12 protein-coding genes and 2 pseudogenes are annotated in these 13,179 nt (G+C 63.8%); 9 read left to right on the top strand and 5 right to left on the bottom strand.

The features are described 5' to 3' along the window. The 6 genes and pseudogenes from IVA80_RS16855 to IVA80_RS16830 all read left to right on the top strand — a co-directional run. Positions 1–121 (top strand): annotated as a pseudogene (locus tag IVA80_RS16855) (MBL fold metallo-hydrolase); the annotation flags it as partial. A gap of 164 nt (positions 122–285) precedes the next feature. Continuing rightward, positions 286–1,014, top strand: a complete 729-nt coding sequence (locus IVA80_RS16850) for an SDR family oxidoreductase (protein WP_247432226.1) — start codon at positions 286–288, stop codon at positions 1,012–1,014. 195 nt (positions 1,015–1,209) lie between these two features. Further along, positions 1,210–2,382 carry an ABC transporter ATP-binding protein gene (locus IVA80_RS16845; protein ID WP_247432223.1) on the top strand — a complete coding sequence of 391 codons (1,173 nt, stop codon included), beginning with the start codon at positions 1,210–1,212 and terminating at the stop codon, positions 2,380–2,382. Then, complete coding sequence (locus IVA80_RS16840; RefSeq protein WP_247432220.1) at positions 2,379–3,293, top strand: ABC transporter permease; 915 nt, start codon at positions 2,379–2,381, stop codon at positions 3,291–3,293. Before IVA80_RS16845 ends, IVA80_RS16840 begins: the two co-directional genes overlap by 4 nt. A gap of 4 nt (positions 3,294–3,297) precedes the next feature. Further along, positions 3,298–4,110, top strand: a complete 813-nt coding sequence (locus IVA80_RS16835) for an ABC transporter permease subunit (protein ID WP_247432218.1) — start codon at positions 3,298–3,300, stop codon at positions 4,108–4,110. A gap of 113 nt (positions 4,111–4,223) precedes the next feature. Then, complete coding sequence (locus IVA80_RS16830; protein WP_247432215.1) at positions 4,224–4,370, top strand: hypothetical protein; 147 nt, start codon at positions 4,224–4,226, stop codon at positions 4,368–4,370. Positions 4,371–4,413: 43 nt separating this feature from the next. Here IVA80_RS16830 and IVA80_RS16825 read toward each other — a convergent pair whose 3' ends face one another. From IVA80_RS16825 to IVA80_RS16810, 4 genes are all read right to left on the bottom strand, one after another. Beyond that, positions 4,414–5,265 carry a carbohydrate ABC transporter permease gene (locus tag IVA80_RS16825; protein ID WP_247432212.1) on the bottom strand — a complete coding sequence of 284 codons (852 nt, stop codon included), beginning with the start codon at positions 5,263–5,265 and terminating at the stop codon, positions 4,414–4,416. Next, positions 5,262–6,134, bottom strand: a complete 873-nt coding sequence (locus tag IVA80_RS16820; protein ID WP_247432209.1) for a sugar ABC transporter permease — start codon at positions 6,132–6,134, stop codon at positions 5,262–5,264. Before IVA80_RS16820 ends, IVA80_RS16825 begins: the two co-directional genes overlap by 4 nt. Positions 6,135–6,228: 94 nt before the next feature. Continuing rightward, entirely contained in the window at positions 6,229–7,614 is a 1,386-nt protein-coding gene (locus tag IVA80_RS16815) for an ABC transporter substrate-binding protein (RefSeq protein WP_247432207.1), read from the bottom strand. Between the two features lie 196 nt (positions 7,615–7,810). Then, positions 7,811–9,712, bottom strand: coding sequence for an AsmA family protein (locus IVA80_RS16810; protein WP_247432231.1), 1,902 nt, complete (start codon positions 9,710–9,712; stop codon positions 7,811–7,813). 271 nt (positions 9,713–9,983) lie between these two features. On the opposite strand from IVA80_RS16810, the gene IVA80_RS16805 reads away from it, so the two are divergent. The 3 genes from IVA80_RS16805 to IVA80_RS16795 are packed head-to-tail and all read left to right on the top strand — an operon-like array spanning position 9,984 to position 11,842. Then, complete coding sequence (locus IVA80_RS16805; RefSeq protein WP_247432204.1) at positions 9,984–10,691, top strand: CoA transferase subunit A; 708 nt, start codon at positions 9,984–9,986, stop codon at positions 10,689–10,691. 17 nt (positions 10,692–10,708) lie between these two features. Then, a complete protein-coding gene (locus tag IVA80_RS16800) occupies positions 10,709–11,359 on the top strand; it encodes a 3-oxoacid CoA-transferase subunit B (protein WP_247432201.1) in 651 nt (216 codons plus the stop codon). 21 nt (positions 11,360–11,380) lie between these two features. Then, positions 11,381–11,842 carry a GNAT family N-acetyltransferase gene (locus IVA80_RS16795; RefSeq protein ID WP_247432199.1) on the top strand — a complete coding sequence of 154 codons (462 nt, stop codon included), beginning with the start codon at positions 11,381–11,383 and terminating at the stop codon, positions 11,840–11,842. Between the two features lie 318 nt (positions 11,843–12,160). On the opposite strand, the pseudogene IVA80_RS16790 reads toward IVA80_RS16795, so the two are convergent. After that, positions 12,161–13,028 (bottom strand): annotated as a pseudogene (locus IVA80_RS16790) (SUMF1/EgtB/PvdO family nonheme iron enzyme). Between the last annotated feature and the right edge of the window lie 151 nt (positions 13,029–13,179).

Genomic DNA, 13,179 nt, shown 5'->3' with positions numbered 1-13,179 from the left:
GGGGGAGCTGGCTAAGAGCGGCGAGATGCTGGTGGCCACTCACCTGCCGTTCCCGTCCATCGGCCGGGTGGCGGCCGACGGCGACGCCTTCCGTTTCGTACCGGTCTTCTGGGACTACTGACCGCTCGTTGGGTTGAGGCCGAACCAGGGCGCGTATGAATTCGCGCCCTGGTTCAATACCTCGCAACCACTGAGCCGCTGAAACCGAAGCGGTCGCTTAATGCCTGCTTTGACCAACTTCCAACTTTACAGATGAGTCGAACGAACATGCAGAACGAAAAGGTCATGATCATAACGGGTGGCAGCTCTGGCATCGGTCGGGCGGCCGCGCTCCGTTTCGCCAACCAGGGCGACAAGGTGCTCATCACCGGCCGCCGCGCCGGCCCCGTCGAGCAAACGGCGGCGGAGCATAAGAATATCGCGGGCATCGTTGCGAATACCGCCTCTGCTGAAGACGCCAGGCGGACCATCGCCACGGCGGTCGACAATTGGGGCCGAGTGGATGCGCTCGTCAACAACGCCGGCGCGGGCGCCATCCTTCCGTTATCGGATGCGACAGCCGATCGGATCACAGACATCTTTTCCGTCAATGTGCTCGGTCCGAGCCTGCTGGCCCGCGCCGCCCTTCCTCACCTGACGGCGACGCAGGGCACCATCATCAACATCTCCTCGACCTTCGGTCACCGGCCGGCGGCGGGACTATCGCACTACGCCGCCAGCAAGGCGGCGCTGGAACACCTGACCCGCTGCTGGGCGCTCGAACTCGCGCCGCTCGGAATAAGGGTGAATGCGGTCGCGGCCGGGCCCACGGAATCCGGCGCCTTGACCGGGATGATGGGGCTATCCACGGAACAGGCAGAAGCCGTCAAGGAAGACGAGCGCGCACGGATTCCGCTCGGTCGGCGCGGCGTTCCCGACGACATCGCGGAATGGATTGTCCAGCTTGCGGGCCCCGCCTCGCAATGGCTGACGGGCCAGGTTCTCGCCGTCGATGGCGGCTTGGGACTGGCTTAGTTTCCGCGCTGCCAATTGCCGTCCCGAATTTGGCTTCGCGCTGTGCAATTTCCAGAGCCTGGTCCAGCAACTTGGTCATTTTGTCATCATACGCCTTTTGACGTCCGGCATGAAGGCCCCTTTGAGACGATCCCCCGAACCGGTTGAGCAAAGGCCGATCCGCCGCTAGCGTGCGGCGGAATCGGGGTTGGGACCATGACTGACGAGTTGCCGAGAGCGAACGTCGCGGCAGATAGGGGCGGCGGAGATGCGTTTCCTGCGGAGGGCCAGCCGCTGCTGCGGATCGAGGGCGTTGCCAAAACGTTCGGGACATTCCGGGCCGTGGACGGCGTGTCGCTCGACATCAATTCAGGAGAGTTCTTTGCGCTGCTTGGCCCGAGCGGCTGCGGCAAGACCACGCTGCTGCGCATGCTCGCCGGCTTCGAGGCGCCGGACGAAGGGCGCATCCTGCTCGGCGGCAAGGACATCGCGCAGGCGCTGCCGCATGAGCGGCCGATCAACATGATGTTCCAGAACTACGCATTGTTTCCGCATCTGTCGGTGCGCGACAACATCGCCTTCGGCCTGAAGCGTGCCGGCATGCACCGTGCCGACATCGCCACGCGCGTGGCGGAGATGGTCGCACTGGTGAAGCTCGAGGGGCTGGAGAAGCGCAAGCCCGACCAGCTCTCCGGCGGCCAGCGCCAGCGCGTGGCATTGGCGCGGGCATTGGCGCGGAGGCCGCAACTCCTGCTGCTGGACGAGCCGCTCGCAGCGCTGGACAAGAAGCTGCGCGAGAGCACGCAAGGCGAGCTGATGGAGCTGCAGCGCCGGCTCGGCATGACCTTCATCATCGTCACGCACGACCAGGAGGAGGCGATGACCATGGCGAGCCGGATCGGTGTGATGAACGCCGGCAAGCTCGCTCAGGTCGCGAGCCCCCGCGAGCTCTATGAAGCGCCGCGCTCGCGCTGGATCGCGGAGTTCGTCGGCGACGTCAATTTGTTCGACGGCGAGTTGAAATTGCGCGATGGCCACCGCCTGGTCATCGCCACGCGTGAGGCAGGCACGCTGGTGGTGGCCGAGCCGCGCGAGCCGGTCAGCCAGACGAAATTGTCGGTTGCGATCCGCCCGGAGAAGGTCAAGCTCTCGCACCGCGGTCCGGTGAGCGAGGCCGGTCACGAGACGGCGATCAACAGCCTGGACGGCGTGGTCGCCGATATCTGCTATCTCGGCGGCATCAGCACCTACAAGGTGAAGCTCGACGGCGGCGGGATAGTGCAGGCTTCCGTCGCCAACAGTGCGCGCCTCGACGTCGACGCCTACAGTCTGAACCAGCGGGTCGTCGCCTGGTTCACGCCCGATGATTGCGTGGTGCTGTCGTCATGAGCGGGCGCCGCATCTTCGCGCGGCCGGCGCGCTTTGCCGCGATCGCTCCCTATGTCTGGATGGTGCTGTTCTTCCTGGTTCCGTTCGGCTTCGTGCTCAAGATCAGCCTGTCGCAGACGGCGATCGCGCAGCCGCCTTACGAGCCGGTGTTCGACTTGATGGCGGGATGGGAGGTGCTCAAGGCAGCGTTCGCCGCGCTGTCGCTTGATAATTTCAAGTTGCTCGTTTCCGACGACATCTATGTGTTCGCCTATGTGCGCAGCCTCACCGTCGCCGTCACCGCGTCTGCGCTGTTGCTCATGATCGGTTATCCCATCGCGTATGGCATGGCGCGGTTGCCGAGGCGCTGGCAGGGGGTGGCGATGGTGCTGGTGATCGTGCCGTTCTGGACTTCGTTCCTGATCCGCATCTACGCCTGGATCAACATCCTCCAGCACGACGGGCTGCTGAACCAGATTTTGTTGGCGCTGCATCTGGTCAGCCAGCCGGTGGTGTGGCTCTCGACCGACAGTGCGATGTATATCGGCATCGTCTATTCCTATCTGCCATTCATGATCCTGCCGCTCTACGCCACGCTCGCGAAAATGGAGCCGGTGCTGGAGGAGGCCGCCTCCGATCTCGGCGCTCCGCCGTGGCGAGTGTTCTGGCTCGTCACCTTTCCACTGTCGCTGCCCGGTGTCGGCGCGGGCGTGCTGCTGTGCTTCATCCCGATCGTCGGCGAATTCGTCATTCCCGACCTCTTGGCCGGCTCAAATTCGCTGATGATCGGCCAGACCCTGTGGCTGGAGTTCTTCACCAACAAGGACTGGCCGGTTGCGTCCGCGGCGGCGATGGTTCTGCTGGTGGTGCTACTGGTGCCGCTGCTGCTGTACGAACGGCTCCAGAAGCGGCAACTGGAACAGGGACGGTGAGACGATGAGCGAGGCCTCCCGCCTGTCCCGCTTCAACATCGCTTCGCTCGCGCTGGGGCTGGCATTCCTCTATCTGCCGATTCTCATCCTCGTCATCTATTCCTTCAACGCTTCGCGGCTGGTGACGGTGTGGGGCGGCTGGTCGCTGCGCTGGTATTACGAGTTCTTTGGCGATCGCGCCATGATCGAGGCGGCCTGGATGAGCCTACGGGTCGCGGTCTCCTCTGCGAACATCGCCACGCTGCTCGGCACGCTCGCAGCCGTTGCGCTGTCGCGCGGCGAGCGCTTCCGCGGCCGCACGCTGTTCTCCGGCATGCTCTATGCGCCGCTGGTCATGCCGGAGGTGATCGCCGGTCTGTCGCTGCTGCTGTTGTTCGTCGCGCTGAACGCCGAGCGCGGCTTCTGGACGGTGACGATCGCGCATACCACGCTGACGATGTGCTTCGTCGCGGTGATCGTGCAGTCCCGCCTCGGCTCGCTCGACCGTTCGCTGGAGGAGGCGGCGATGGACCTCGGCTGCAACCCGGTGCGCGCGTTCGTCGCCGTGACGCTGCCGCTGATCGCGCCGGCGATCGTCGCCGGCTGGATGCTGGCCTTCACGCTGTCGCTCGACGACCTCGTGATCGCGAGTTTCACCACCGGCCCGGGCTCGGCGACGTTGCCGATCCGGATCTACTCGGAGGTGCGGCTCGGGGTAAAGCCCGAAATCAACGCGATCTGCACGCTGGTGATTGCCCTGATCGCGGTGGTCATCGTCATCGCCTCGCTGGCCTCGAAATTGTCCAGCTCGCAGGGCGAGAGCGCGGCGCCGCTGTAGTGTTGTCGGAGGCTGAGGTGGCTCATAGCGGGGCATGGCGTCAACGCGAAGAAGCTCTCACGAACCTTGTCGAATCCATATCGTCTCAGATCTCTCATGGAGATCGAGAGCTATTGATCGAATTCATTGAGAATCGAGAATTCGGTGTCGCTTTGGAGTGGCTGCCCTCCTTGTCGAAAGAAGGCAATCTCCGGCCCTCTTCGAGCCAGCGGCTTGAAATCGAACGATTGGCGAAAACGATCGAGATCGACCTGTCGTAGCGCCTGCTACGACAGGTTTGCGTGACGAACGCGCGAGATCAGCTTACGACTTCACCGCACCCGCCGTGAGCCCGCCCACCATGTAGCGGCGGAAGGCGTAGTAGATCGCGGCCGGCGGCAGCGCGTAGATGAAGCCGGTTGTCATCAACAGCTCCCACGGCGAATCATCGGCGGCGAGGAAGTTGCCGAGCGCGACGGGGAGCGTAATCTCGCGGTCGTTCGAGAGCAGCAGGAACGCGTAGAGATATTCGTTCCACGCCAGCAGCACCGCGTAGGTGCCGATCGCGACCAGCGAGGGCATCATCAGCGGCACGTAGACCAGGCGGAAGATCTGAAGCGTCGTCGCGCCGTCCATCACCGCTGCCTCATCCAACTCCACCGGCAGCTTGTCGGAGGCCTGCTTCAGCACCCAGATCGCGTAGGGCGAGGCGATCGTGACCATGGCGAGGATCAGCGCCCAGTGATTGTTGAGCAGGCCGTAATTGCCCATGGTGCGGTACATCGGCACGGCGAGGAATGCCGCGGGGATGAAATAGGTGAACAGCGCGAGGTTCATCACCACGCGTCCGCCCGGCACCTTCAGCCGCGAGATCGAGAACGCCGCCGCGGTGGCGATGAACAGCGTCAGCACGCCGACGGCAGCCGCGATCACCAGCGAATTCCAGAACTGGACGTAGAAGTCGCGCAGGAAGTAATGCTGCTGCTTGAACACAATTTCGAAATTGTGCAGCGTCGGATGGTCCGGCCACAGCTTGCCCGAGAACGCGTCCTCCTTGGGAGAGATCGCGAACAGGAACATGTGGTAGATCGGGATCATCGTCCAGAGGAAGACGGGAATGCCGATCAGGAGCAATCGCGCTTCGGTCGCGACTTCGCGCAGCGTAGGGATCTTCATCGCGACAACCGTTTCATCATGAAGTACACGAGCGGCAGGACGAACGGCATCGCGCAGACGATGGAGGCCATCGCGAGCGAGAGCTGGTCGAGCCGGAGGTAGCGGATGCCGAGCGTCGCCAGCACATGCGTGAGGTCGGCCGGCCCACCGCCGGTGAGCAGATAGACGCTGTTGAAGTCGCCGAGCGTCCAGATCATCGAGAGCAGCGTGCAGGTGATGTAGAGCGTCTGCATCGACGGCCAGGTGATGAAGCGGAATTTCTGCCACCAACTCGCGCCGTCGACCTCGGCGGCCTCGAACAGATCGTGCGAGATCGCAAGGCGGCCGGTGATCAGGATCAGGGTCCAGAACGGCAGCGATTTCCAGATGTGGACGCCGATCGCCATGCTCAGCGCCACCGTCGGATCATTCAGCCAGTTCGGGCCGTCATCGCCGGTGAAAGAGAAGATCAGGTGGTTGATCACGCCCCATTCGGGATTGAGCATGAAGCGCACCGACAGGATGGTCGGGATCGACGGCACCGCCCAGGGCAGGATGAAGATCACCGAGAGCCATTTGATCCAGGTGCGCTGCTGCGCGAAGAAGCCGGACAGGAACAGCGCGATCAGCATCTTGATGTTGATGCCGATGACCAGGAAGATCAGCGTGTTGACCGCCGCGCGCGCAAAGATCGGGTCATTGTAGAGCGCGACATAGTTCGCCGGAGCACGCGCCAGCCACAGCCCGTAGCAGACGGGATAGACCACGAAGGCAAGGAAGACGAGCAGATAGGGCGCGAGCAGCACGATGCCCCAGACCTGCGCCGGGGTCAGCCGCGACGATAGAGGCGGCGCGGGAAGTGCCTGATCGCCAGAGAGCGTAATCGCCATACTTTAGGACTCTTCAAACGAATTGCCGGCCGCGAGACGCGGCCGGTGCTATTCTAGCACCTCTCCCCGCAGGGCGGGGAGAGGCAAGGATGATCTAACCGGCGACCTGCTTGATGCGGACGATCAGCTCGTCGACCGCCTTGTCGACCGGAACCTTCTCGCTGACGACCCGGTTCATCGCCTTGGCCCACACGTTCTCGTTGTTGAGGATCGTGAACTTCCAGTTCTTGGTGAAGTCGAACGCCGCGGTGCCGCCGGTGAACTGGCTATAGACCGCCTTGCGGTGCTTGTCGGCCTGCCAGAACGGGCTGGCCTGGCTTTCCTTCGTCACCGGGAACCAGCGGCCGAGCGCGCCCTCGATATAGGGGCGGACGTTGTCTTCCTGGAGCAGGAAGCTGATGAACTGCTTGGCCTCGGCCTTGTTCTTGGCCGCGGTGAACACCAGCCCGGTCTTGACGTCGGAGCGGTAGCGGATGGTCGAACCGTCCGGCGCCTTCGGGAAGGACGCCGTGACGATGTCCTGCTCATAGGCCTTCTTGCCGGCCTCGCGCTGCTCAGGCGTGAGCGCCTGGTTCTGCGAGTCCTCGAACCACTTCGCCGCGATCGAGATCGTGAAGTTGTGGGTCATCACGATGGTCTTGTTGTGGAAGGCGACGTTGTTGTCCGGGTCCTTCCAGGTTGTGGAGGAGGGCGGCGTGCAGCCCTTGATGTAGGTGTCGGTGTAGTCCTTCATCGCCTTGATCAGGTTCTCGCGAACCTTGGGATCGTCGACCGTGAGCTTGCCGTCGTCGTCGACCAGCTTGACGTGGTAGGCGTCCATGAAGGTGTAGAACGACTGGAAGGCGTCGGTGGATTCAACGCCCATCGGTTGGCCGACGCCATAGATGCGCTGGCCGGTGGCTTTACGGATCCCCGGTTGCACCTTGTCGCACCAGAACTTCCAATAGCCTTCCCAGTCGGTCGGGATGTCGCTTAGCTTGAAGCCGGCCTTCTCCAGCATGTCATTCCAGATCTCGACATGCATGCTCTGCTGCTTCAGCGGGAAGCCGTAATAGGCCTTCTTCTTGGTGACATCGTTATAGAGGATCGACGCGTCCAGCGTGTTCTGCACGAACCGACCCTTGATCGGCTCCATGACGTCCGTGAGGTCCTCGAGCTTGCCCTCATAGGCCCATTTGCCCTGCGCCTGCACGTCATAGGAGTCGGAATAGGCGACATCGGGCACGGTGCCGGCATCGAGCGCGGCCACCGTCTTCGGAATCATGTCCTGGATCGCGTACTGCGCCAATTCGACCTTGATGCCGGTCTTGGCTTCGAACTTCTTGATCGTCTCGATCAGCGCGTCGTCTTCGGAGCGGTAGAAGCCCTTGCCCCACCAGACCGTAATCGTCTTCTGCTGCGCAAATGCGGGTGCAGCGGCTGCAAACAGCCCGGCCGCAGCGACCGCCAGTGATACTGCGCCAATAACTTTGGATCTCACGTTTGTTTTCTCCCTCAAGCCGCCGGTGTTTTAACCGGTCGGATAAAACACTAGCGCATGGCCGTCAGCCGATCTAGCGGCATCTTGTCAGACATAGGTCGTGGGGTGTCGGGCCAGAGGAGATGCTTAATGCACGCATCGATCCAATCACCGCATCAATTCGCGATGGTCAGGCAGCGCCGGACGATCGCCGTCCTCAGTTGGACTTCGCGTTGTCCTTGGCGTTTTCCTTGGTGTTCTCGGCCGTCGGCGAATCTGGCAGCGCGGGGTGCTTCTCGCCGGTGAGGCGCCGCTTCAGGAGGTCGAGGAAGGGGGAAGCCGCAGGCGACTGGCGGATCAGGCTTTCAGGGTCGGGGAAAATCAGGGGATCGTCCCAGGGGCCCTGCACCATGAAAGGCAGTTGAAAGCCCGAGGTCGTGTTGAGGCTCGCCACGCCCTTCATGTCGTATTCGCGCGTCGGCACCGAGGCGGTGCCCGTCAGCGTGATCTTTGCAGCCGGCCCCTCGATGCGGATGTCCTCGGCGGTGGCGACCCCATCGGAGAATTTCACCGCGATGGTGAGATTGTCATAAGGGGTCGAGCCGTTGCGGAAATTGCCGCCACCCGACAGCGGCCGCCGCTCCAGCCGCTTCAGGAGCTGCTCGGCGTTGAAGCCCGAAATCGCGCCGTCGTGCCCGGTCACGGTGGCAGTGCCATCGAGCGATTGCACGAGGCCGAACGGGCTCGAGCCGGAGGCCAGCAGCGAGACGTTGATGTTGCCGCGGCCGGACAGCTTGTTGAGGCCGAACAATTCGGAGGCGCAGGCCTGAAGATCGACATCGGTGAACTGGAATTGCGCCTTGATGTCGGCGACGGTGTCGGAGCGCGCGATCCCGAACGAGCCCCTGGCGATGCCGCCATAGACCTGGGCCTCGCCGACCGAAAGCGCCAGCGTGCCGTTGCGCAAATTGGCGCCGATCGCGGTGCGGCCGAGTTTCGAGGTGCCGACCGTCAGCTTGGCTGCCGACAGGCGCATGTCGAGGTCGGTGGTCGACAATCCGTTGAGATCGAACAGCTGCCTGTTCCAGTCGCGGGCGCCGCTGGCGAGCAGGCGGAAGGTCGAGATATAAGGTGTGAAGTCGAGCGCGTCGGCGGCAAGCGTCGCTTGCAGCGTCTGCCGGCCGTTATTGGCGTAGGTCATCACGCCCTCGGCGGCGTTGCCGTCGAGCTCGACATTGACGTTGGTGAGTGCGATCGAGGCGCCGACGACATTGGCGCGCGCTTTCAGTGCGAAGCGGCCGAAGCCGCCGCTGCCTGGCTGCGGCTGGCCGGTCCAGCGCAGCGCGTTGCGCAAGGACGGGCTGTCTATGGTGAGCGTGCCTTCCATCATCGGGCTGGTGCGGTTGGCGACGCTGCCGTCGAAGGCGAGCTTGAGCGGGGCGCTGGCAATTCGCGCCTTCAGCCCGGAGCGGTCGCCGGAGAGGGCGGCGACGAAATCGGCGAAGCTGATCGAGCCGTCGACGCGCTCGCCGCGCCAGTCGAACTGTCCGGTCGCGGCGAAGGACCGCGAGATCGAGGGCCAGGCCAGCGACAGGTCGATGTCCTCGAACTTCTCGGAGGCGTGGGTGGCGGCGTCCTCGTAGTTGAGCACACCGTCCTGGATCCTGATCTCGGAGAACGACACCTGGTTGTCGGCGCCCGGCTTCATGGTGCGCGCAATGGTCTGGATGAAGGGCGTCCAGTTGCTCTCGCCGTCCGGTTTCAGGCTGACATGGATCTGCGGCCGGAGCAGCGTCAGGTCGGCGATCTCGAACCGTTGCAGCAGCAGCGGCAGCAGCCGCAGATTGGCGCTGAGCACGTCGACATGGAGCGCAGGATCGCTGGTGCCGCCGCCCTTGAGGCCGACGTCATGGAATGAGATGTAGCTTGCCGGCAGCACCGAAATGTCGATCGCGCCGGCGATGCCGAGCTCGAGCCCGGTGACGTCACGAATCTGCGCCTCCACTGCCTTGCGCAGCGCGTCGCGGTCGATGAGCCAGGAGGTCGCGATCAGGGCGATCAGCACGACGCCGAGCAGCGCCGCGATCGGCGTCCCGAGGCGCTTCATTCCTTGGGCCATGGTCAATGGCGTGTCCTGATCGGGTTGGTCGTTGGAGCCGGAAGGGCGGGCCGGAAACCTGCGTGCCCACGCCCAACCCGCGCAACTTGATGGGTTTTCTTGTCGCTTTCAAGGCCGCGGACGGTTCTGCCCACGGCGTGGGCAGCTTCTATCACCGGGCTGCGGAACGGAGAACCCCGTATCATTGACGGCTTCGGACGATTTCGCCTAATAATCGCCGCCAATGAGGCGTGACGCCTGCCAGCCGAAGGTTCACTCGAGGGTTATTTGCATGAACAAGGTCTATCCCGACGCCAAGTCGGCTCTCGAGGGCGTTCTGAAAGACGATATGATGATCATGTCGGGCGGCTTCGGCCTCTGCGGCATCGCCGAGGCGCTGTCGGATGCGATCCGCGAGTCCGGCGTCAAGGGGCTCACGGTGGTCTCGAACAATGCCGGCGTCGACGGCATCGGGCTCAGCCGCCTGCTCGAAACCCGCCAGATCAAGAAGATGATCTCGTCCTATGTCGGCGAGAACAAGCTGTTCGCCCAGCAATTCCTCGCCGGCGAGCTGGAACTCGAATTCAATCCGCAGGGCACGCTGGCCGAGCGCATCCGCGCCGGCGGCGCCGGTATCCCGGCCTTCTATACCAAGACCGGCGTCGGCACGCTGATCGCCGAAGGCAAGGAAGTGAAGGAATTCGACGGCGAGAAGTATCTAATGGAGCGCGGCCTGTTCGCCGACCTCGCCATCGTCCACGCCTGGAAGGGCGACACCGCCGGCAACCTCATCTACCGCAAGACCGCGCGCAACTTCAACCCGATGATGGCGACTGCCGCCAAGGTCACGGTGGCCGAGGTCGAGCATCTGGTTCCGGCCGGTGAACTCAATCCCGACCACATCCACACGCCCGGCATCTTCGTGAAGCGCATCGTCGAGGTCGGAGAGGCCAAGAAGCGCATCGAATTCCGCAATACCCGCCCGCGCACAGCCGCCTAACGCATCAGGAGATTTACATGGCCTGGACCCGTGAACAGATGGCCGCGCGCGCCGCGAAGGAATTGCGCGACGGCTACTACGTCAATCTCGGCATCGGCATTCCGACGCTGGTCTCGAACTACATCCCTGATGGCGTCGACGTCAGCCTCCAGAGCGAGAACGGCATGCTCGGCATGGGACCGTTCCCCTATGAGGGCGAAGAGGACGCCGATCTCATCAATGCCGGCAAGCAGACCGTGAGCGAGCTGCCGTCGACCTCGTATTTCTCGAGCGCGGACTCCTTCGGCATGATCCGCGGCGGCCACATGGACCTGTCGATCCTCGGCGCCATGCAAGTGGCCCAGAACGGCGACCTCGCCAACTGGATGATTCCGGGCAAGATGGTCAAGGGCATGGGCGGCGCGATGGATCTCGTCGCCGGCGTCAAGCGCGTCGTCGTCGTGATGGAGCATTCGGCCAAGGACGGCTCGAAGCTGCTGAAGACCTGCAATTTGCCGCTGACCGGCGAACGCGTGGTCGACATGGTCGTCACTGATCTCGCCGTCTTCACGATCGACAAGCACGGCGACGGCGGCATGGCGCTGGTCGAGCTCGCCGACGGCGTTTCGCTCGACGAGGTCAAGGCCAAGACCGAGGCCGAATTCCGCGTCGCGCTGAAGAACACGTAAAGTCTTCGCAACGGGGCGCGCATGACGATACGGTCTGCGCGTCCCGAAGACGCTGATTTCATCGCAAGTGCGATCTTGTCATCGCAGCGCGGCCACCGGCCGCGCGGCTGGTTCGATATCGCGCTCGGCTGGCCTGAAGCGCAGTGCCGCGACTTCATCGCGCGCGTCGCGGTCGCGCGCGCCGTGTCGATGTGGCACGTCTCGCAGTTTCTGGTCGCGGAGGTCGACGGCAAGCCGGCGGCGGCGCTCTGTGCGTTGCCCGCTGCGGGCACCGGACCTGCGGCCTGGCACGCGATCGAGGAAGTCGCAGCAGCCACAGGGCTCGCTGCATCGGAGCTGGAAGCCATCCGTCAACGCGGCGCCTATACGCGGGCTTGCTGGGTTCAGGGCGGCGAGGGCGATTGGATGATCGAGTATGTCGCGACCGATCCCGCCTATCGCGGCCGCGGCCTGGTGCAGGCGCTGATCGCGCGCGCTGGATAAGGGACGCGCGGCTGGATTTGCCCGGGCGACGATCTCGTTTCTGATCGGCAACGAACCTGCCGAGCGGGCCTATGCCAAGGCGGGATTTTTCTTTGCGGACGAGAAGTGTGATTCCGCCTTCGAGGCGCTGATCGGAGTACCGTGATTTCGCATGTTTGTGCGGATAATCTGAGCGCATCGTCTCCACACCGTCATTGCGAGGAGCCCTTGCGGCGAAGCAATCCAGGCTGCGTCCGCGGAAAGACTCTGGATCGCTTCGCTGCGCTCGCACGAGCATGAGGGGCCGCCGTCGTTTTTCCAATTTGCGTATTGAATTCGCTACGATCTCGCCGCCCACACCTTGCCCCATCGCGCCGTCACGCTCGCGACCCAGAACGGCTCCTCGCGGACCAGGCGGAAGCCGAGATTGGCGGGTGGCACGCCCTGCGCGCAGCCGCCGACGCGGGCGTCGGTGACGTAGGCGCGGTGCGCACCCTCGGCGACGCGCACGCCGCAATTCACGGTCGGGCGGCCGGCACCGCCGGCTTTATCGATCCGCGAGCGCACGAAGCAGGTCGAGGTCCATTCCCAGACGTTGCCGGCGAGATCTTCGACGCCATGCTCGTGGGGGCCGAACTTGCCGAACCGATAAGCCATGGTGTCGGAGAGGTCGCGTTCGGATTCACGCTCGTAGCGGCTGATCCAGCGCTTCGAAGGATCGTCTGCGTCCACAGGAGCGCCGTCATCCTTGAACCTGGAGCCCGCCGCAAAGGCCCATTCCGCGTCGCTCGGCAGGCGGTAATTGTGGCCGGTCTTGCGCGACAGCCAGCCTGCATAAGCCTGCGCATCGTGCCAGCTCACCTGTATCGCGGGACGATCAGACGCAATCGCGACGCCGCGATCGAGTGCCCGGCAGGAGCCGTCCTGCACGCAAAGCTGATAGTCGGATGACGAGACCTGGTGCCGCATGATGTGCAGCGGCCTCTCGAAGTGCATCGCGCGCAGCGGCACTTCGGCCTGCCGCCCGGCGCGGGTGAAATCGCCGGCCTCGCGATAGGAGAGACTGCCCGACGCGACCCCGACGATGACGGGCTCCGTCGCCATGCCGTGGACCGCCATGTCCGAGACGAGCGGCGTCACCGCGGATCGGTCCTGCGAGCCCGGCGGCGCAGGCGAGCAGCAGTTTCAGTTTTAATGCAATCAGCATGGTCGTCCCCCGAAGAAGCAAGGGGCCGGTGATGACCGGCCCCTATGGCGATCTAGACGATCGATTCCAAGAAATCTGCGTCGGAACTGATTGGGTGTTGGCGGATTCCTCGTTTGCGATTGGCGCAATGAGGAGCGACATCATGGCAGGA

Origin of the sequence: Bradyrhizobium sp. 139, from assembly GCF_023074175.1 — a bacterium.
GTDB lineage: Bacteria > Pseudomonadota > Alphaproteobacteria > Rhizobiales > Xanthobacteraceae > Bradyrhizobium.
The sequence above is the reverse complement of the archived record's forward strand: the minus strand, read 5'-3'. Positions and strand labels throughout refer to the sequence as shown.